The sequence below is a fragment of the Streptomyces sp. NBC_01116 genome, assembly GCF_041435495.1.
Lineage (GTDB): Bacteria > Actinomycetota > Actinomycetes > Streptomycetales > Streptomycetaceae > Streptomyces.
Map to the genome: position 1 here is coordinate 6,639,240 of NZ_CP108644.1, position 19,814 is coordinate 6,659,053.

Annotated in this window: 14 protein-coding genes and 2 pseudogenes; 4 read left to right on the plus strand and 12 right to left on the minus strand. The window is 67.4% G+C overall.

What is annotated here, in order from left to right:
• Positions 1-344: 344 nt before the first annotated feature.
• Positions 345-1,931: a molybdopterin-dependent oxidoreductase gene (locus tag OG245_RS29290; protein ID WP_371626362.1), complete on the minus strand. Its 1,587-nt coding sequence runs from the start codon at positions 1,929-1,931 to the stop codon at positions 345-347.
• A 149-nt stretch (positions 1,932-2,080) separates the two neighbouring features.
• On the minus strand, positions 2,081-2,671 hold the full coding sequence (locus OG245_RS29295; protein ID WP_371626363.1) for a fasciclin domain-containing protein: 591 nt from the start codon (positions 2,669-2,671) through the stop codon (positions 2,081-2,083).
• A 377-nt stretch (positions 2,672-3,048) separates the two neighbouring features.
• On the opposite strand from OG245_RS29295, the gene OG245_RS29300 reads away from it, so the two are divergent.
• The gene (locus OG245_RS29300) at positions 3,049-3,555 is read left to right on the plus strand and encodes a DUF4383 domain-containing protein (RefSeq protein ID WP_371626364.1); all 507 of its coding nucleotides are present in this window, start codon (positions 3,049-3,051) and stop codon (positions 3,553-3,555) included.
• A 232-nt stretch (positions 3,556-3,787) separates the two neighbouring features.
• Here the strand turns inward: OG245_RS29300 and OG245_RS29305 are convergent.
• The 5 genes and pseudogenes from OG245_RS29305 to OG245_RS29325 all read right to left on the minus strand — a co-directional run.
• Positions 3,788-4,861: pseudogene (locus tag OG245_RS29305) on the minus strand (IS701 family transposase); the annotation flags it as partial.
• A 158-nt stretch (positions 4,862-5,019) separates the two neighbouring features.
• Positions 5,020-5,799 (minus strand): class I SAM-dependent methyltransferase, encoded by a 780-nt coding sequence (locus OG245_RS29310; protein ID WP_371626365.1) that lies wholly within the window; start codon positions 5,797-5,799, stop codon positions 5,020-5,022.
• Between the two features lie 428 nt (positions 5,800-6,227).
• Positions 6,228-6,908, minus strand: coding sequence for an ATP-binding cassette domain-containing protein (locus OG245_RS29315; protein ID WP_371626366.1), 681 nt, complete (start codon positions 6,906-6,908; stop codon positions 6,228-6,230).
• 43 nt (positions 6,909-6,951) lie between these two features.
• Positions 6,952-9,054 (minus strand): hypothetical protein, encoded by a 2,103-nt coding sequence (locus OG245_RS29320; RefSeq protein WP_371626367.1) that lies wholly within the window; start codon positions 9,052-9,054, stop codon positions 6,952-6,954.
• A 147-nt stretch (positions 9,055-9,201) separates the two neighbouring features.
• Complete coding sequence (locus OG245_RS29325; RefSeq protein ID WP_371626368.1) at positions 9,202-9,495, minus strand: lactococcin 972 family bacteriocin; 294 nt, start codon at positions 9,493-9,495, stop codon at positions 9,202-9,204.
• A gap of 433 nt (positions 9,496-9,928) precedes the next feature.
• Here OG245_RS29325 and OG245_RS29330 point away from each other — a divergent pair, with 433 nt between their 5' ends.
• The gene (locus tag OG245_RS29330) at positions 9,929-11,389 is read left to right on the plus strand and encodes a hypothetical protein (RefSeq protein WP_371626369.1); all 1,461 of its coding nucleotides are present in this window, start codon (positions 9,929-9,931) and stop codon (positions 11,387-11,389) included.
• Between the two features lie 109 nt (positions 11,390-11,498).
• Here the strand turns inward: OG245_RS29330 and OG245_RS29335 are convergent, their stop codons facing one another.
• Together OG245_RS29335 and OG245_RS29340 are read right to left on the minus strand one after the other, a co-directional pair.
• Positions 11,499-12,503, minus strand: coding sequence for a hypothetical protein (locus tag OG245_RS29335; RefSeq protein WP_371626370.1), 1,005 nt, complete (start codon positions 12,501-12,503; stop codon positions 11,499-11,501).
• Complete coding sequence (locus OG245_RS29340) at positions 12,500-13,045, minus strand: hypothetical protein (protein WP_371626371.1); 546 nt, start codon at positions 13,043-13,045, stop codon at positions 12,500-12,502. Before OG245_RS29340 ends, OG245_RS29335 begins: the two co-directional genes overlap by 4 nt.
• A 186-nt stretch (positions 13,046-13,231) precedes the next feature.
• On the opposite strand from OG245_RS29340, the gene OG245_RS29345 reads away from it, so the two are divergent.
• Positions 13,232-14,011 (plus strand): class I SAM-dependent methyltransferase, encoded by a 780-nt coding sequence (locus OG245_RS29345; RefSeq protein WP_371626365.1) that lies wholly within the window; start codon positions 13,232-13,234, stop codon positions 14,009-14,011.
• A gap of 158 nt (positions 14,012-14,169) precedes the next feature.
• A pseudogene (locus OG245_RS29350) lies at positions 14,170-15,243 on the plus strand (IS701 family transposase); the annotation flags it as partial.
• A gap of 285 nt (positions 15,244-15,528) precedes the next feature.
• Here the strand turns inward: OG245_RS29350 and OG245_RS29355 are convergent.
• From OG245_RS29355 to OG245_RS29365, 3 genes are all read right to left on the minus strand, one after another.
• Positions 15,529-17,355 (minus strand): glycoside hydrolase family 15 protein, encoded by a 1,827-nt coding sequence (locus OG245_RS29355; protein WP_371626372.1) that lies wholly within the window; start codon positions 17,353-17,355, stop codon positions 15,529-15,531.
• 61 nt (positions 17,356-17,416) lie between these two features.
• Positions 17,417-17,977, minus strand: coding sequence for a hypothetical protein (locus OG245_RS29360; RefSeq protein WP_371626373.1), 561 nt, complete (start codon positions 17,975-17,977; stop codon positions 17,417-17,419).
• Positions 17,974-19,296: a molybdopterin-dependent oxidoreductase gene (locus OG245_RS29365; RefSeq protein ID WP_371626374.1), complete on the minus strand. Its 1,323-nt coding sequence runs from the start codon at positions 19,294-19,296 to the stop codon at positions 17,974-17,976. The genes OG245_RS29360 and OG245_RS29365 overlap by 4 nt, the downstream gene beginning before the upstream one ends.
• Positions 19,297-19,814 lie beyond the last annotated feature (518 nt).

The window sequence follows — 19,814 nt, forward strand, 5'->3', positions numbered from 1 at the left end:
GTCGCGCCAATCGGCGGCCAACCCGGTGATTGCCACCGTGACAGCTCATGAAAAGCCTGTTCCCGGCGGCTCTTGAGGTGCGGAGACCTCAAGTCTGTTGAGGACGGAGGGTGATGGTGTCCGGACGCCCTCCAGGTGTCCGGACACCATCACCACTTTTCCCGGGATGGCCACTGGGATCCGCCGACAGAATCCAGGAGCTACCGGCTACCGAAAACCGGCTGTCGGTAGCGGGAGAGCGGAGTGCCTCTTGCCCGCCGGTGACATCTTTTGTCCGGCGGAATGGTATCGGGCTGCGTATCGCGCGGACAGCGGCAGGGGCTGTCTCCGGCGGGTCCGGCTGTTCAGTCGATGGTGACGACGACGGAGGGCCAGCCGCTGGCTCCGTCGGGAACTGTGCCGGTGCGCTTCTCCGTCTGGACCCGGCCGCCGCGTTCGGTGGCGCGGACGGTCAGGGTGTGGCTGCCGGAGGTCGCCTTCCACGGGTAGGACCACTGCCGCCAGGTGTCGATCGTGGCTTCGGTCGCGAGGTCGGCGTCCTGCCAGGGTCCGTCGTCGACCCGTACCTGCACACGGTCGATGCCGCGGTGCTGGGCCCAGGCGACCCCGGCGACCATCACCGTCCCGGCCTCGGAGCGGGACAGCGGCTTGGGTACGTCGATCCGCGACTCCGTCTTGATGGGAGCCTTGCGGGCCCAGGTGCGCTTGACCCAGTACGGGTCGTAGTCGGCGAAGGTGGTGAGCTCGATGTCCTCGATCCACTTGCAGGCCGAGACGTACCCGTACAGGCCCGGGATGATCATGCGGACGGGGAAGCCGTGGGTGAAGGGCAGCGGCTGCCCGTTCATCCCGACCGCCAGCATCGCGTCACGCCCGTCCATGGCGGCCTCCACCGGGGAGCCCAGCGTCATACCGTCGACGGAGCGAGAGACGAGCTGATCGGCGGGACCACCCTTCGAGGGAGGTCTGACACCGGCTTCGGCCAGCACGTCGGCCAGCCGTACGCCCAGCCACCGTGCGTTGCCGACGTACGGCCCGCCGACCTCGTTGGATACGCAGGTCAAGGTGATGTCCCGCTCGATCAGTTCACGCCGCAGCAGGTCCTCGAAGGTGAGGGTGACCGGGCGGGTGACACCCTTGCCGTGGATGCGCAGCCGCCAGGTGTCGGCGTCCACCTTCGGCACGACCAGCGCTGTGTCGACGCGGTAGAACGCCTTGTTCGACGTGGTGAAGCGGCTGATACCCGGAACCTTGAGCTGAGTGCCGGGCGGCAGCGGAGGCGCGGGCGAAGCCGGTGCGGGCAGTCTCACCGCGTTCCGTGACTTGACCGCCGCTTGCGAGGCGTTGCCGGTGAGGTAGCGGCCGAGCGCTCCCACGCCGAGGGAGGTGACCGCCGCCGCCGAGGCGCCGATGACGAACCCGCGGCGGTCCCAGCCCGCTCCGCGATCAGGGTCCGCCGTGGTCCTGCCGGCGCGAGGTGGCTGGGTGAGCCGCCCGATGAGGTAGTAGAGCAGCGCCGCTGCCACCACGGCGCCGACCACCGAGGGGAGCGCGTCGGTGAACCCCGACGAGTCCGGCCGGGTCAGCGCGGCGGCCGCGCCGATCACCCCGAAGATCAGGACCCCTGCGGCGCCGGCCCGCCGGAACCGGAGTGCCACCACGCCCAGCACGATGGCCAACGCGGCCAGCGCGGCGAGAATCCCCAGTTGGAGGACCAGTTTGTCGTCCTCGCCGAAGTGGCGGATCGCCCAGTCCTTCACCGGCGTCGGCGTACGGTCGACCACCGCCCCGCCGACCGCTGTGAGCGGCCCGGCCTCCGGGCGGACGGCGACGGAGACCAGCTCGGCGACCGCGAGTGCCGCGAATCCCGCGAGCAGCCCGCTCAGCGCTCCGAGCGGCAGACGGACCACGAGCCGGGGAGAAGTCGTCATATCGCTGATTCGAACCCACCGCGTCTGCTTTTGCCTGACCCGTCGGGCTACTGGGACCGGATGCCACCCGCATGCGCCATTCGACCGTGCCTGGGCGGGCCCAGCGCCTCACCGGCGCCGGACCCGCCCGCGGTGGCTGCCAGGGGCCACTACTTCGGGGGCATGAGGACCGTGTCGACGATGTTGACGGTGGCGTTGGCCGTGGGGACACTTCCGCACACGATCTTTGAGGTGCCGTTGACCGTGATGCTGTCCCCGGAACCGGCCGTGGTGAGCGTGCCGCCCTCCAGCGTCTTGAACGAGCCCTTGTACAGCTGCTGCTGTGTCAGCTTCTCGCCGACGACGTGGTAGGTCAGCACCTTGGTGAGCTGGGCCTTGTCGGCGAGGAGCTTGTCGAGATCCGCCTTCGGGATCTTCGCGAACGCTTCGTTGGACGGAGCGAACACGGTGATGTTCTTCGCGTTGTTGAGGGTGTCGACGAGTCCGGCCTTCTTAACCGCGGCCGTCAGGGTCGACAGCTCCGGGTTGTTCGACGCAGCGGTCGCCACCGGATCCTTCGCCATACCCGTCAGACTGCCGGAACCTTCCTTGGGCACCGATGCGCAGGCCGGCCCGTAGGGATCGGCTGGGGCACTCGCGGTGTCCGCGAACGCCTGCGGGGCCATCACGCCGAGCGTGACCGGCAGAATCACTGCGGAGGCACCGGAGATCACGGTGCGCGACAAACGAAGGCTCTTCACGAGATGATTCCTCCTCTGCGGTGGGCAGCAGCCCACGAGAGTCAGGTGGAGTGTGCGACGGCCAGAGGGGCCACATGGTGGTGTCTTCTCCTCAGCCGGTTCGCCGATTGCCTCTCGGACGGCTGCGAAGCCACCACGGTCACGTCTCTCATCGTTACAGAAACATGCGTCTCCCGCCTCTCCGGAGCGAAGGGCACTGCCGTCCGCGTCCTCGTGGTCCCCGTCCGGCAGCGGCTGGTCCGGTTGAGCGGGTTTCCGGGGTTCTGGTACCCATCCTTTGCGGGGGCAGCTCCGAATCATCTGTGACAGGCCGATGGCCGGGGCGTCCGGTGCCCTCGTGCCGGGCGGATGTCGGTGAGCTGGGGCCGGAGGGCCGCATGATGGCAGTCACGCATGGACGGCACGTGCCGCGGGCGCGCGTCAGGCTCGACGAGCACGTGCCGGTGGATCACCGTCTGAGCCGCGTCTATCGCGCCGGGGCCGGAATCTTCGGAGCATTCCTTATCGCGTTCGGTGTCCTTGGTCTGATGCACCGGATCGGCTTCTTCGGTACCGGAGGTGACACCGTCATCGGTCTGAACACGAACGGGGCCCTGAGCACCCTGTCCATCGTGTTCGGCGCCCTGTTGCTGGTCGGGGCGATCGTCGGCGGGAACCGCGCGTCCACCCTCAACATGATCATCGGTATCGGGTTCGTCCTCAGCGGCTTCGTGAACCTCGCCCTGCTCGGGACCGACTACAACGTTCTCGCCTTCCAGTTGCAGAACGTCATGTTCAGCTTCGTCGTCGGCGTCGTGCTGATGACCTTCGGGATGTATGGCCGGGTCAGCGGGCGCCTTCCCCACGACAACCCCTACTGGAAGGCACGTAACCCGGGCAGCTAGTACTCCAGTCTGGTTTCGTGGCCTATCCAGCAGGTTCGTCGAGAGACCGCCGACGGTAGTGGCTGCGCCGGGCTGTTGCCTGGTGGCGTCTGCGCCAGATGGACCAGTGCAGCAGCCTGGCTGCGGTCGCGGCTGGCGGAGCGAAGACCGCGGTGAGCAGATGGCGGATCTCGGGGACGGTCAGGGAGATCGGGTCGCTGTCCTGAGTCGGGAAGTTCCGGCCAGCGGGTCGGCCGGGGGCCGCGTCGGCGGCGACGGCGGTCAGGAAGGCCAGGGCGAGCATGGCGAGCGTGATGTGCCGGTGCCACGATGTCCAGTGCCTGACCTGATAGTGGTCGAGTCCGACCTGGCCCTTGGCGGCCTGGAAACACTCCTCGATGCTCCAGCGGACACCGGCGACGCGGACGAGTTCGGCCAGTGTCGCGGTGGTGGGTGACCAGCACAGGTAGAAGGCGAGTTCGCCGGTGGTCCGGTTGCGGCGGATCAGCAGGTGGCGGTGACTTCCGGTGCCGATGTGGATCCAGGCCCAGTCGTAGTGGCGGTAGCCTTTCGCGCCTCTTCCGGCGCTGTGTCGTTGCCAGGCCGTGGCGGGCAGGCGCCCGGCGACGGTGTCCGCGCGGACTGTGGTGCGGCCGTGATTGATCCTCACCCGGGCCGAACAGGCGACGGCCAGCACGTAGCCGGTGCCGCGTGCTTCCAGAACGGTCCGCAGGTGGGGGTCCTGGCCGTAGGCTTCGTCGCCGGTCACCCAGGAGGCGGCGATCCCGGCGTCCAGCGCGGCGGTGATCATCTCCCCGGCCAGGCGGGGCTTGGTCGCGAACTCCACCGTCTCGGGTATTCCTGCCTCACGGCGGCGCTCGGGATCGGTGCTCCAGGAATGCTCGGGCAGGTAGAGCCGGCGGTCGATCAGGGCCCGGCCCCGGGTGGTGGCCAGGGAGAGGAACACACCGACCTGGGCGTTCTCGATGCGTCCGGCGGTGCCCGTGTACTGCCTCTGCACTCACGCCGAGGACCGGCCCTTTTTCAGGAAACCGGTCTCGTCGACGACGAGAACAGCATCGTCGGTGCCGAGGTGTTCGGCGGCGTAGGAACGCAGGTCGTCGCGGACCGCATCGGCGTCCCATCGGGCATACCTCAGCAGACGCTGCAGGGGCCCGGGCCGCTTATGCCCCGCTCGTTCGGCCAGCTGCCAGCAGTTCTTCCGCTCGACGCCCGTCAGTAGCCCGAGCAGGTAGGAACGGGCCGCCGCCCGGGGCTCAACGCGCCCGAACCTGCCCGCGATCCGGGCCATGACCTGGTCGAACATCGCCCGCCATCGGTCAGGGTCTACGCTATGGCCTGCGGCCACCGCACGATCTTCGGGAGTCCACACAACCCCTGATCATCTCGCGGCGGCCGCCCGCGTCAGGCGCTGCCGTACTGGCCGTCGTCGCCTGGGCCATCGAGAGACTGCACACCGGAGTACTAATCCGCTTGCAGTACGAAGAACAGGAAGCGCGGCTCGGCCGCGATGGCCTCGGGGAACAGCTCGCGGGCGGCGGGATCAGGCTCCGGCTCGCTGATGACCGTAATCCGGAAACCGGCCCCGGTGAAAGCCTCAATCATCGCGTGCAGCGGCCTGTTCCAGCGACTCACCAGGGTGGTCTGGCCGCCCATGCTCCACTCTACGGTCCACTTGGTGGTGTCGAAGTAGTCGCACTCGGCCTCGCGACCGGCCTCACGGTGAATGAGGTTGACGGCAAAGGGATGGTCGACAGACGCGATCAGCCGACCGCCGGGCCTGAGTACGCGTCGCAGCTCGGCCAGCGCCGGCCCCCAGTCCTCCAGGTAGTGCAGCACCAGCGACGCCACTACATCATCGAACGTGTCATCAGGGTAGGGAAGCGGGCTGCCCAGCTCCGCCACCTGCAGATCCGCACCGTCGCCGAGCCGCTGCCGAGCCAGCCCCAGCATCCCGGCACTCGAGTCGAAACCACTCACAATGGCGCCACGGTCACGCAGCGCGGCAAACAAGGCCCCCGAGCCACAGCCCGCGTCGAGGATCCGCCGGCCAGCCACGTCTCCAGCGAGGGTCAGCATCGCGGGACGCTCGTAGTAGGCATTGACCAGGTTGGTTTCGTTCGCAGCCGTGTACGCCTCGGCGAAGCTGTTGTAGTCGTTGGTCTTCGACGGATCCACACTCACCGAGGACGGTGAAACCAACCTGGTGGAAAACGTGTGCGCTTGGTGCTCGCCTGAGGTCATGGTGCAGGAGACGTGTGCTGCAGTAGATCGGTTCCTGGCCCGACCATCAATATGCGTGCCCACAGAGCCCGCCTGCAACTGCGGCTCGAATCAACGAATTTCGGGCACGTCCGGGCGCAGTCGACCCGCACGTGATCACGAAACCACACTGGAGTACTAGCCGCAGAAATCCGCAGGGCACTCGCCGCTGTGACCTGACCCACCCCTCCGGGCTCCTGCTCCTTTGGCGGGGTGCGGCTGCTGTCAGGACAAAATCGCTCGCCACTGCGTAAGGGTGTCGCGCAGTTGCTGCGTTCCGGTCACCCGTTCGGCATGAAGACGTCGATCTGCATTTCCATATCGGCCCTGGCGTGGCTCTGACCAGCGACGGGTTTACCTCGGCGCGCTGCCCGTCGTCGTCCGTGCTCCGGACGACGACGGGCTGACGGTCAGGTGGTGTGGAGGGTGGCGGTCGGTCGCCGCGGGGCACGATCGTTCTCACCCAGGGCGAAGACTCTGTCGCACTGCTCGCGAACGGAGTTGCTGTGGGTGGCGATGACGACAGCACATCCGGCCTCGCTCATTGTGCGGAGAACATCGACGACCATGTTCGCGTTGGCGTCGTCGAGGGCACCGGTCGGCTCGTCCGCGAGCACCAGAGCGGGCTGCTTGACCATGAGCCGAGCAAGGGCCACTCGCTGTTGTTCCCCGCCACTGAGACGGTGGACTGTCTCCTTCTCCCTACCGCCAAGGCCGACGCGGTCCAAGGCCTCAGTGATGGTTGTGCCCGGCTGGTCCGGTGAGGGCCGGCGCGGCTTTACGGCCACTTTGAGGTTCTCGGAAACGGTTGCGTTCTCGATCAGCGCATAGTTCTGGAATAGGTAGCCGAGCACGTTGCGGCGGAACCCGCGGGTTTCGCGCCGGCCGAATCGGGTGATGTCCTTGCCCTCGTACCGCACTGCCCCCGTGCTCGGCTTGTCAAGCAGACCGAGACAGTTGAGGAGGGTGGACTTGCCCGAGCCGCTGGGCCCGACGAGCGCGAGCATCTCTCCGCGACTGAGGGTGAAGGTGACCTCGGACCACAGAGTCCGGGAACCGTAGGACTTCGAGAGATTCTCGATATCGATCACGACAATGCTCCTGCTGATGGAAAGGGGATCGCATGTACGGGCCTCATACCTCGGTCGCCCCTTCCCTGACGATACGGCCGTGGAAGAGTGCGAGGGCAAGGAGCACAGCGCCGAATTCGACAACCACCAGTCCGGCGATGATGCCCAGGTCCAGTCCGGTGAGATCGACGAGCGGCCGGGAAAGGGGAGCACCGGACGCGGCGATCCGTTCCAGGTCCTTGTTTTGCAGCCATGCTTCAAAGGGCACCCGGGTGGCCAGCAGGAACGCGATGGCCGCCTCCACGCCGAGGATGAACCGGTGGGTGGCCGTGTACTTCCATCCATTGATGTGGCGCGCGAAGATGGCCCGGGAGTTCTTGCGCGCGTAAATCACACAGATCCCGACGCCGGCGATGAGGAGGACTGTGACCGTCAGCGCGAGGTTGAAGAGCTGCACCCGGAACTCAGATACCACCTCCCTCATCTTCAGCGCGGAGTTCTGAGCGACGGGGCGTAGCGCCACGACGTATGTGCCCAGCCTGTTCCCCTCAATGGCGCTCACGACATCGTCAGGGTTGGGAAAGACGATCCCCTCCTGCGCAGCGAACGCGGTGTAGCCGTCGTCGGACACGAACTGTGAGCCGTTCGGGACTACGACCAGGACCGGGTCCTGTACATGGGAGCGGTCCTCCTTCTGGCTGTGCGCCGCGTTGTAGACCTGATTTCCGGTGTTGTAGGTGAAGACGCTCTGGCCACTCTTGGCCGGGTGCACATCCAGTTGGGTTCGGGAATCAAAATCTGGACCCAGCACTCCGACGACCGCCTTGGTGAGGGCCGCCCCGTGTCCGCCGAGGGATTTGGGAACGATGAGCCGTACCCTGCCCCCGCTTGCGGCCCTACCGCTCTGGGCCACGGGCATGTAGCGCTGTCCCGTCGGGTCGAGGATGGGCTGTTCAGTGAGGAAAGTTTCGTTCACGACGAGTACTTCCCCTGGTGGGAGTTGTGAGCCCGGCACCAGGCTCTGGAGGTCTCGGCGCCCGGCGAGAATGACCTCCCCGTTGCCGTCCGCCCGGCGCAGCCAAGGGCCGATCTCCTCGATTACTCTCTCCTTCTCGCCGGAGAGGCCTCCGTTGAGGCGGATGGTGACGGCGTCACCCGCCTCGGCGTAGGCAGTCCTGTTTTCCTGACGCGTCTCCATGTCCCTGGCGACCAGCGCGACGTCGGTGGCGACGCTGAGTGCGAGCAGCAGAGCGGGAATGCGCACCAGGTACACGCCGACGGATGCTGCCCGGGCGGGCAAGGCACCCTTCACCGCTCGCAAAACGTCGACCTTGAACGTAAGCGCGATCACTGCCACATGAGTGGTCAGCACGAGGAGAAGGAGCAGTCCGGCCAAGGCGGCGGCGAGGGCGGCGAAGAGGGAGAGCCAGGCGAAGCCGTTGTAGAAGCCGAGGAAGGTGAGTGCCACCGCAGTCACGGCACCGAGCGCCACCGCCCAGGGCGCCAGCAATTGCCTCAGGTCACGGACGAGGAGATCCACTAGGGAGAAGCCCTGCAACCGCAGAATCCCATAGGTCCTCGCGGACAGCAGCACACTCGCGCCGGTCAGGGTCACCGCAGCGAGAGCGATCGCCCAGAAAGACCAGTACATGACGCTATTGGTGTAGGCGGTTGCCAGTGCGCTGCCCGAGAGCGGGTGGGACACGTCAGCCCGCAGGCCGAGGCCGGAGAGCTCTGCGACCAGCGAGTCCGCGGCCTGTGGCGGCCCGAACACATAGTAGTGGCCCCGCGGATCGCGCTGCCCGATGTCGGTAATCGGGTGCACGTCCGTGGTGAGGCTTGAACTGAACTCCGGGTAGCCGTCGTTCAGCCACGCGCTGACGCCCGACGGGTCTTCGCCTGCGGCCATATACAGATGGCGGCGGCCATCGGGCTCCCTCAGGTCCGGTACCTCACGAGCAACCGTGACGTCGTGGTCCTCGGCGAACGACGCGATCGACCGGGCGACCTGGGCGCCACTCGTCGAATCCTCGGAGTCGAAGACGAAGATCACGGCCGAGTTGCCCAGCACTCCGTCCTCGTCCAGTTCCCGTATGAACAGGAAGGCCAGCACAGCTGCGAAGAACAGCACGGCGACGTGGACAAACTTGATACCTCGGTGCAGCATCGGCTTCCTATGTCGGACCACTAGGTCGGGCTTGCGAAATTGCCCGGGACCGATGAGAAGTGGCGGGAGAGAGACGGCGGGCGACAGGTGAAGGACCACCGTGAGCCCCGGTGACGACGTCACCGGGGCTCACGGTAGTGTGCGGGATCAGAGCGCGCAGCCCTTGTCCCAGTACGCCTTGCCCGTACCGCCGTTGAGCTCCGCCGACGCCAGGGCCCACGGGCCGGGCGCGGTGCAGCCACTGTAGGACCAGTAGTCGCCATCGGCCGAGGACGAGTGGTTCACGGAAGCGTGCTTGTAGTTCGACCACACGCTGCAACAGCCCGTGCCGTACGACCACTGACCGCCGCCGATGTTGACGGCGGCCATCGCCGGCGCGCCTGCCGCCACGGTAAGTGCGACAGCCGCGAACATGACCTTGAGCGCGTTCTTCGATCTCAAAGCTGAACTCCTAGTCCTTAACGGGGGGCGCACGGCGCGCAGCCCCCTTTGATGAGAACAGGACAAGAGTGTGGCTGCGTGAAATAATCTTTGATAGCTCAAGATCATGTGACGCAAACCACAGGAGTGATCTTCAGCCAAAGCGGAAAGGGACATCTGGAACGGTTTCACCCGTCCGCTCCTCCGGCCTGCTTGTGCGCGTTTCCGTGTGCTCCAAGCGCGGGGTGACAGAAGTGGCCTTGCTCTTCACAGGCGAGGGTTGTCGCCCCTTCGTGAACCGCGCAGACTGACCCGGTCACCCGTCAGTGTGATCGTTCGTCAACCCCGGCCCCCCCCCCACACACACACGATCGTCGGCCGACGACACTCCTGCTGACGCCCATCCGTCGCAGACTGCGGTCCGCGCTTCTCACGTCGGGTCCTGAAGATCTCTATGAATCCCCCCATAGTCCCTCTGCGGCACCGTCTGCCCATTTGGCTGATACCCGTTCTGTGGACCTTCGCCCTTGGCTGCTGGGGTTTGTCTCGCCAGCACAGTCTCTGGAGGGACGAGGCAGCGACCTGGCAGGTGGCCGAGCGATCAACTGCCCAGATATGGCACATGTTCGGACAGGTCGACGCCGTTCACGGGCTCTACTACCTACTCATGCACGGCCTTTTCGCATGCTTCGGCCCCAGTACGACGACGCTGAGGCTGCCGTCCGTCCTCGCCATGGCGGTAGCAGCGGGGTGCGCGGCCGTCATCGGTCGCCGACTGGCTGGTGGCTGGGCCGGGCTGGGAGGTGGCCTTACGTTCGGGCTCCTGCCGGCCGTGCAGTTCCAGTTGCAGGAAGGCCGCCCGTATGCGCTTGTCACGGCCGGGGCAGGGATCTCGACACTCCTGCTGACGACCGCGCTCACCAGTCGGCATCACCGGCGGAGGCTCTGGGCGGCGTACGGGGGCACCGTGCTCGTCTGCGGACTGCTGAACTGGTTGTCGCTGCTGCTCCTGCCTGCTCACTTTGCGACCCTGGTGTGGAGGCAAGCCGGGCGTGGATTGTGGAAACGCTGGGCGGCGGCCTCTGCGGTCGGCGCGGTGTGTGTATTGCCGCTGATTCTCTTCACCCGGAGCCAGTCGCAGCAGGTGTCCTGGATACCGCCGTTGTCGTGGCACATGATGCTCGGCCCGGCGGTTCTGCTGGCGATCGGCGGACTCGCAGCGCTGACGGACCGGCGGCGGAAAGGCGGCCAGTCCCTCGCGGCAGTCGGGCTCCCTCTTCTGGCGGTGCCGCAGGTCGCCCTGCTCGGCATCTCGCTGATCCGGCCGATGTTCCTGGAGCGCTACATTCTCTTCAGCTTCATGGGTCTGGCCCTGCTGATCGGTGCCGCACTGGGCGCTGCGGTACGAGCGGCGACGCCGAGGTTTCCCAGGGCCTACGTGTGCGTGCTCCCTGCGGTGCTGACCGTGGCGACAGTGGCGCTGTTGCCGCAGTCAGTGTCCAAGCGGTCCCCCGAGAGTCGGGTGGATGACGTTTTGGCGATCGCGTCGGATGTGCGGCGGCTCAAGCGTCCCGGCGACGGCGTGCTCTTCGTGCCCGCCGCGCGGCGCGACACCAAGTCGGTCTCCCCCGACGCCTTCACCGGTCTCAGGGACATCGCGCTGATGGAAAGTCCGGCGGTGTCTGGGACGCTCAAGGGTGTGGAGGCAAACCCGGCGCGGATCCGCGCCGCGATGCTTGCCCAGATGGAGATACTGCTGGTCACGGATGCCCCGGAGGCCGCGACGTCCGTGACGTCCCCCCGGGACAAGGCAAAGCTCTCGGTGCTGGACGAACACTTCAAGGCGGTAGCGACCGAGCAGGTCCGCGGTCGGCAGGTGACGGTGTACCGGAGGCTCGGACCCGCCACCTCCTGAGCCGACCCCGTGGCCGCGATACGGTCCAACTGGGTAGGGAGGGCGACTATGGAGCCGGTTTCGTCATTAAAAGCAGGTCCGAACCGCAGCTTCCCGGGATGGCCGGAGGTCAGCCCCACAGCTTGCGAGTAAACTCTGCCGCCCACTGCATCCGTTCGCGGTGCGTCTCGTTGGGTGTGCAGCGGGCCTCCGGCGGGGCCTGGCACTTCGGGCACCGGACTTCCCGGGCGTGCCAGGTCCGGGCCGCCGTGCCACCGGCCGGTTGTTCGCTCCGCTTCTCCCGGCGCTGCCGTGGCGGCCGGGAGCGGGCGTCGCTGTGGTGCAGGACTCTGCGCAGGCGTTCGTCGTGCGGAAGTTGCCGCGTCCGGCCGGGGCCGACCCGGTCGTCGTTGTCGCACGGCCTCCCGGCCCCGGCGTGGCACCGCGGGCAGGTTTTGCTGTACCAGTCCGCGCGCGCCACCTGTTGGTACAGGCGGGGCTCGCCCTTTTGCTGCTGTACGTTTCGGCCGCGGTCGGGTGTCGGGTCCGGGGCAAGTTCCTTCTGTGCGGGAAGCACGTGTGCCGGCGTCTTTCGCTCGCGCTGCACGCGGGCCTTCCACGCCTCGATCTGGTTGGTCTCGCTGCGCGAGAGCTGATCACCAGCTTTGGCGGCCAGGTCGGTGAGCATGGCGACCCTGCGCCGCTTCTCCGTGCCCAGCATGGTGCCGCCGTGGCGACGCAGGGTGCGCAAGGTCGTGCGTACCTGCTCAAGCGCCTGTGTTTTCTGCCGGGCCGTTCTCCGACGGGCCTCTTCCTTGGCTTCGGCCGCGGCGTTGAGCCTGCGGGCGGCTTCTTCCTGTTCCCGAAGCACTCCAGAGAGGAAGGTGGCGGCCGCCCCGGCCGTCTGGGTTTCGGTGTCGGTGCGGTCGTGGGCCGCGATCGCGTTGACCCGGGTCAGCAGCCCGCGGGCCTCCTGGACGTTTCCGTCGGCCACGGCTTCGCCCAGCCGTAAGAACATCTCCTGCCGGACTACGGCCTGCTCCTGCAGCCAGATCCTGGCGTCCTGGAGGACGATGTCGATCTGGGCCCGGGTCTCCTGATCCACCCCGTCCAGGGTGGCCAGGGCGTGGCTCACCCTGGCCACCACGACCACGGACGGGCGAACGCCTCGGTCCCGATCCGCACGCGGCGCGCCGTTCCCTCGCTGTCGAGACGGATCCGGTGCACGTACCAGCGGCGGACCAGCGTGTCCCGGTCCACGGGGACCATGGTGCCGAGCACCGGCTCCACCGCGTCGTCCCACACCGGGACCACCGCCTGGTCCAGATGTACCCGCAGGGCACCGTGCCGCCACCGGACGTCGACGACGGAGCCCAGCGGCCCGCACCCGGGGCGGGTGTAGGTGAAGGTGGCCTGCTCTCCCCGGTTGGCGAGCCAGGCCGCGGCCGCCGACTTCACGTACAGGTGGTCCGCGCTGTTCACACCGCGGGCGGCGCGCCCGCACACGTGCGGGAGTCCGTCCGGATCGGGGTGATGGGCGAAGTGGCACGCTCTGTCGGTGTAGAGCTTCGTGGTCAGCTGGCCGCCGCAGCCCCCGAGCAGGGTGCCGCACCAGAAGGTGTCGCGCTCGTGCGCATGACGGAAGGCGTCCAGCTCGATCGCCTCCATCGGCAGCATCAGCGGCTGCTCCGAGTCCGCCCCGCCTAGTACTCCAGTGTGGTTTCGTGATCACGTGCGGGTCGACTGCGCCCGGACGTGCCCGAAATTCGTTGATTCGAGCCGCAGTTGCAGGCGGGCTCTGTGGGCACGCATATTGATGGTCGGGCCAGGAACCGATCTACTGCAGCACACGTCTCCTGCACCATGACCTCAGGCGAGCACCAAGCGCACACGTTTTCCACCAGGTTGGTTTCACCGTCCTCGGTGAGTGTGGATCCGTCGAAGACCAACGACTACAACAGCTTCGCCGAGGCGTACACGGCTGCGAACGAAACCAACCTGGTCAATGCCTACTACGAGCGTCCCGCGATGCTGACCCTCGCTGGAGACGTGGCTGGCCGGCGGATCCTCGACGCGGGCTGTGGCTCGGGGGCCTTGTTTGCCGCGCTGCGTGACCGTGGCGCCATTGTGAGTGGTTTCGACTCGAGTGCCGGGATGCTGGGGCTGGCTCGGCAGCGGCTCGGCGACGGTGCGGATCTGCAGGTGGCGGAGCTGGGCAGCCCGCTTCCCTACCCTGATGACACGTTCGATGATGTAGTGGCGTCGCTGGTGCTGCACTACCTGGAGGACTGGGGGCCGGCGCTGGCCGAGCTGCGACGCGTACTCAGGCCCGGCGGTCGGCTGATCGCGTCTGTCGACCATCCCTTTGCCGTCAACCTCATTCACCGTGAGGCCGGTCGCGAGGCCGAGTGCGACTACTTCGACACCACCAAGTGGACCGTAGAGTGGAGCATGGGCGGCCAGACCACCCTGGTGAGTCGCTGGAACAGGCCGCTGCACGCGATGATTGAGGCTTTCACCGGGGCCGGTTTCCGGATTACGGTCATCAGCGAGCCGGAGCCTGATCCCGCCGCCCGCGAGCTGTTCCCCGAGGCCATCGCGGCCGAGCCGCGCTTCCTGTTCTTCGTACTGCAAGCGGATTAGTACTCCGGTGTGCAGTCTCTCGATGGCCCAGGCGACGACGGCCAGTACGGCAGCGCCTGACGCGGGCGGCCGCCGCGAGATGATCAGGGGTTGTGTGGACTCCCGAAGATCGTGCGGTGGCCGCAGGCCATAGCGTAGACCCTGACCGATGGCGGGCGATGTTCGACCAGGTCATGGCCCGGATCGCGGGCAGGTTCGGGCGCGTTGAGCCCCGGGCGGCGGCCCGTTCCTACCTGCTCGGGCTACTGACGGGCGTCGAGCGGAAGAACTGCTGGCAGCTGGCCGAACGAGCGGGGCATAAGCGGCCCGGGCCCCTGCAGCGTCTGCTGAGGTATGCCCGATGGGACGCCGATGCGGTCCGCGACGACCTGCGTTCCTACGCCGCCGAACACCTCGGCACCGACGATGCTGTTCTCGTCGTCGACGAGACCGGTTTCCTGAAAAAGGGCCGGTCCTCGGCGTGAGTGCAGAGGCAGTACACGGGCACCGCCGGACGCATCGAGAACGCCCAGGTCGGTGTGTTCCTCTCCCTGGCCACCACCCGGGGCCGGGCCCTGATCGACCGCCGGCTCTACCTGCCCGAGCATTCCTGGAGCACCGATCCCGAGCGCCGCCGTGAGGCAGGAATACCCGAGACGGTGGAGTTCGCGACCAAGCCCCGCCTGGCCGGGGAGATGATCACCGCCGCGCTGGACGCCGGGATCGCCGCCTCCTGGGTGACCGGCGACGAAGCCTACGGCCAGGACCCCCACCTGCGGACCGTTCTGGAAGCACGCGGCACCGGCTACGTGCTGGCCGTCGCCTGTTCGGCCCGGGTGAGGATCAATCACGGCCGCACCACAGTCCGCGCGGACACCGTCGCCGGGCGCCTGCCCGCCACGGCCTGGCAACGACACAGCGCCGGAAGAGGCGCGAAAGGCTACCGCCACTACGACTGGGCCTGGATCCACATCGGCACCGGAAGTCACCGCCACCTGCTGATCCGCCGCAACCGGACCACCGGCGAACTCGCCTTCTACCTGTGCTGGTCACCCACCACCGCGACACTGGCCGAACTCGTCCGCGTCGCCGGTGTCCGCTGGAGCATCGAGGAGTGTTTCCAGGCCGCCAAGGGCCAGGTCGGACTCGACCACTATCAGGTCAGGCACTGGACATCGTGGCACCGGCACATCACGCTCGCCATGCTCGCCCTGGCCTTCCTGACCGCCGTCGCCGCCGACGCGGCCCCCGGCCGACCCGCTGGCCGGAACTTCCCGACTCAGGACAGCGACCCGATCTCCCTGACCGTCCCCGAGATCCGCCATCTGCTCACCGCGGTCTTCGCTCCGCCAGCCGCGACCGCAGCCAGGCTGCTGCACTGGTCCATCTGGCGCAGACGCCACCAGGCAACAGCCCGGCGCAGCCACTACCGTCGGCGGTCTCTCGACGAACCTGCTGGATAGGCCACGAAACCAGACTGGAGTACTAGCCCGAATAGCCCGCCCGGTCCGGCCTGCTGCAACCTGCATGGCCTGACGTCAACTGTTCCGCCGTGGCCGTTCGGCATGGCCGATGGCGCGTGCCGCGTTGATCAGGCCGATATGACTGAACGCCTGCGGATAGTTGCCCAGCGCCTCCCCGGTGGTCGGTGAGATCTCCTCGGCGAGGAGACCGACCTCGTTGGCGCAGGAGAGCGCGGTTTCGAAGACTTCGCGTGCGCGTGGCACTTCGTCGATGAGGGCCAGGGCGTGGGCGAGCCAGAAAGTGCACAGCAGGAACGCCCCCTCCTCGGATGCGAAGTCGTCCCGGAGATAGCGACGAACGTGTCCGCGGGCGTCTGTCAGCTTGCTGGCGATCGCTGCCACGGTGGTGCGGATGCGAGGGTCGTCGCCGGGGAGGAAGCCGACGAGGGGGAGCATGAGGGCTGAGGCATCCAGTTCGCTGGATCCGAACGCCTGGGTGAAGGCGCCGAGATGCGGGTTCCACCCTTCGTCCTCAATGGCCCTGCGAATGTGCTGGCGGGTGTGTCGCCAGGCCGTGACCTGCGTGGGCGTGGCTCCGAGGGCGGGTGCGAGGTCGATGGCCCGGTCGAGGGCGACCCAGCACATGAGTTTCGAGTAGAGGAAGTGGCGGCTGGGGCCTCGTACTTCCCAGATCCCCTGGTCTGGCTCGCGCCAGCGTCGAGCGGCGGTCTCAGCGGCTTGGAGGAGGAAGCTGCGGGTGGGCGGGGCGAACCATTCGGTGCGGGGGTGAGTTTGATGTGCGGCGTCCAGGAGCTCGCCGTAGACGTCGAGCTGGTGCTGGCGCCACGCGTCGTTGCCGGTTCGGACCGGTGTGCTGCCCCGCCATCCGGAGAGGTGGGGCAGGGTGCGTTCGCTGAGGTCTCTTTCGCCGCCGATGCCGTATATCACCTGGAGGTTGGCGCCTCGTTCCAGTTGGGTGGCTGCGGCCTGTGCGAGGAATCCGAAGTAGGTGGCCTTCTCCTTCTCGCAGGCGGAGGTGGACAGGGCCTGGAGGGTGAAGCTGGCGTCGCGGACCCATGTGTAGCGGTAGTCCCAGTTGCGGTCGGCCCCGATGCTCTCCGGGAGGGAGGTGGTGGCCGCTGCGACGATGGCTCCGGTGGGTGTGAAGCTCAGTCCTTGCAGCACGCGTCCGCTGTGGGCGACCTCGTCTTTCCACGGGCCTTGATAGCCCTGATGGATCCGAGTCCAGGATCTCCACCCCTTGACCGTGTCGTTGAGCCGGCGGTTGATGCGTCCACCCGGCCAGGGATCCGGTTCCGCATCACCCCAGGCGGGCAGAGAGGACAGGGCGAATTCGATCCGCTTCCCCGCCTTGAGTACGGTCTCGCCGCGGGCGGTGGAGCCGTCGATCCGCAAGGGGAGCGGTGTGGACAGCACGAGCCGCTGCGCGCCTCCGTACGCGCTGAGCCCGCCGCGTACGGCGGACAGCAGGGGGTGGACGAGGCCGAACTCGGGGCGCGGAGCGAAGCTGGTCTCCACCGCGACCGATCCGCTGGTACAGGTGATCCGGCGCAGCAGGACGCCCGGGGAAGAGGCTCCCAGCGCGTGGCCGCGCTCACGGTGGCCCATGGCCAGGGCGTCGAGGAGCATCACCGTGCCGGAGGGAGTGCGGAAGGTGGTCTCCAGTACCAGGCTTTCGGGTACGTAGCGGCGGGTGACCCTGCTTGTCCCGCAAGGGCGGATCGTCCAGTGTCCTGCTGCTTCGTCGAGCAGACGGCCGAAGACCGCAGGGCTGTCGAAGCGCGGGAGGCACAGCCAGTCCACAGAGCCTTCCGTGGACACCAGTGCAGCAGAGCGGCAGTCCGACAGCAGCGCGTAGTCACCGATGGGCCGTGAACTCATGTCTGTCCTGCCTGCTGCGCGTGATGGGAGGACCGCTGCCTCGCCGGTCGCGACCGGCGGTTCACTGGGCGGTTCCGTCGCCGGGATCGCGGTTGCCCTGTTCCGGCCGGGGCGCGGCCGATCGCCCCACACCCGGGTTCTGCGTGGGTCGGGAGCGCGCCGTACGGAACAGCAGGGCGAGGGCGGAGAGGGCGAAGAAGACCGCGGTGATCAGCAGCCAGCGGCCGAGGTACACGTCGGTGGAGAGCGTCGTGTACAAGGTGAACCGATGGCTCACCCGTCCCAGGATCAGGGGAAAGTACGTCAGGAGCAGCACACCGGAGAGGAAGACCGGAACCCGGACGTAGTTGATCCGCCCTTGCGTGGGGCGAGCCGCGTGGCTTGTGGCCACGGGGTTCCGGCGCATGCCCAGCAGCATCCGGGCCCCGCGATCGGTAACGGTGTACAGAGGGAGGAACACCAGGTCGTGCAGCAGGGCTGCCCCGACGAACCACAGGACCACCTTCCACGGCTCGGCGCCCGCCAGCAGCCGGATACCGGCATAGCCGGTCAGCGCGAACGAGCACAGCACCAGTACCAGATGTAGGGGAGAGGCTCCGTACACCCTGCGGAAGCGGCTCATACGTTCTCCCCGAAGGTCAGCCGAGTGACCCATTTGGTGTTGTGGACACCTGGGTTGGCCGGGACGATGATCCGCGCGGGAAAGCCGTGATCCGGCGACAGATCGGCACCGTTGACCCGCAACGCCAGCAGCGAGCGAGGGTCCCGGACCTGGTTGTCGCGCAACGTGGTCGAGCGAAACGACCCGCTGAGCTGAGCGGACTGGACGAAGACACCCGGCGGGCGGAGGGTGAACCCGACAAGTGCGGCCAGATCCGACAGCCGGACGCCGCTCCACTCCTGATCCTCGGTGGACCACCCTTCCACGCAGGCGATCGGCAGCGCCGCTCCGTGCTGCGGCAGCGCCAGGACCTCCTCCCGGGTGAGGACACGCTCTCGGCCCCCGCCCCGAACGACAAGACGCCAGGCCACGCCCATGTCAACGGCCCGGATGCCCACACTGGCCGCAGTCTTGTTGACCTGGAAGCCATTGGGGCCGGGCCCGGGATCCTGGCCCTGCGGCGCGAGCAGAGCGGTGGGCCGGAGCCAGCCCCCGATGCTCTGCCCGGCCGTCACGGCGAGCAGCACCAGGGAGCCGGCCCCCACCATCCCCAGCGCACCCCGGCGGGACATGGTCGGTACGGCGGGGCGAGGGCTGACCAGGCCCGTGGGGTCCGAAGGGGACGTCCCACCCGTCCTGGACTGCCCGCGCAACTCGTCACGGAGACCGCCGCTGCGCAGCATCCGGACGGTCAGGGGAATCCGGAAGGCGATATGAACGACGAAAGCGCCGATGAAGACCCAGGCCCCGTAGAAGTGGAGCGGGTAGAAGGATCCGGGAAAAATATAGTCCAATTGAACGTCGAGTACCCCGGTGGCGAACTCGAACAGCACGCCGCCCACCAGTAGGAGTACCGAGAGCCGCTCCAGCGCGTGGCCGACCGATTTCACCGGGGGCCAGGAAAACAACTTGGGGACCACCGACCAGAGCTTTGCGAGAAGCACAGGAATCAGTGCGATGCCGAGTGTCACGTGGACACCCTGCGTAAGCCGATAGAGCCAGTGCGGATCCGTAGGCCAGGAGAACAAGTAGAACCCCAGCCAGCCTCGGTCCGGGGTCTTGTCATTGGCTCCCAGGTCAGGGTTGTACGCCGCGTACGAGAGCAGCCCGGTGACGAACATCAAAGGAATGCCCACCAGCAGCACCGCACCGAGCACGGACGTCAGCCACGGCCCACGGAGCGGGCTGCGCCAGAATCCCGGCCGTGTCGGACCGAACGGCGGCCCGTTCCGCAACAGCCCCACCAGACGCACCCGCGATGAACCCTGTGCCGGGCCCATCTGCAGGGACGAGCCGGACCTGGGACCCGGTGGCGCCGCTTCGCCCCGCCGGCCTCTCTCCATCGGGCCGACGGAGACGCCGCCATCGGCGCTCGTGCCCCCTTGGTCGCCCATCCGGCCCGAGGTGGGGAGGCCGGCCTCAAGGGACCCTTCGGCAGGTGAAGCCTCCGGCAGGACCGGCGGCCCGTCGGATCCGGACCCGCCCACGCTCCCTCGCGGTACCTCCTCCTCCGGGCGTCGGTGCCGTTTTTTCGAGTCACCCATGGGGATTCCTTGTGGTTCAACAGGCGGACGACAACCGAATGACATCGAATATTAGCCCTGAACAACGCACTTCCCGGGCAATTGAGGGGGCTGCAAACAAAATAACACCCAACCCTCGGTAGCGCTGTCGGACTATCTAAGGAAGTCCCGGTGATAGAAGATCGCTGCGAGAAGAATGGGCGATCTCGGGTTCACGCTGCGGAAATGCTCTCCTTTTTTGCTGTGCGCGGGCTGGCCAGAATGCGCATGCCGCC

Excerpts from the sequence above, each read along its gene's own strand:
- OG245_RS29290 (WP_371626362.1), bottom strand. The coding sequence starts at position 1,931 with ATGACGACTTCTCCCCGGCTCGTGGTCCGTCTGCCGCTCGGAGCGCTG.
- OG245_RS29365 (WP_371626374.1), bottom strand. The coding sequence starts at position 19,296 with ATGGGCCCGGCACAGGGTTCATCGCGGGTGCGTCTGGTGGGGCTGTTG.
- OG245_RS29355 (WP_371626372.1), bottom strand. The coding sequence starts at position 17,355 with ATGAGTTCACGGCCCATCGGTGACTACGCGCTGCTGTCGGACTGCCGC.
- OG245_RS29360 (WP_371626373.1), bottom strand. The coding sequence starts at position 17,977 with ATGAGCCGCTTCCGCAGGGTGTACGGAGCCTCTCCCCTACATCTGGTA.
- OG245_RS29340 (WP_371626371.1), bottom strand. The coding sequence starts at position 13,045 with ATGCTGCCGATGGAGGCGATCGAGCTGGACGCCTTCCGTCATGCGCAC.
- OG245_RS29330 (WP_371626369.1), top strand. The coding sequence starts at position 9,929 with ATGAATCCCCCCATAGTCCCTCTGCGGCACCGTCTGCCCATTTGGCTG.
- OG245_RS29320 (WP_371626367.1), bottom strand. The coding sequence starts at position 9,054 with ATGCTGCACCGAGGTATCAAGTTTGTCCACGTCGCCGTGCTGTTCTTC.
- OG245_RS29300 (WP_371626364.1), top strand. The coding sequence starts at position 3,049 with ATGATGGCAGTCACGCATGGACGGCACGTGCCGCGGGCGCGCGTCAGG.
- OG245_RS29310 (WP_371626365.1), bottom strand. The coding sequence starts at position 5,799 with ATGACCTCAGGCGAGCACCAAGCGCACACGTTTTCCACCAGGTTGGTT.
- OG245_RS29345 (WP_371626365.1), top strand. The coding sequence starts at position 13,232 with ATGACCTCAGGCGAGCACCAAGCGCACACGTTTTCCACCAGGTTGGTT.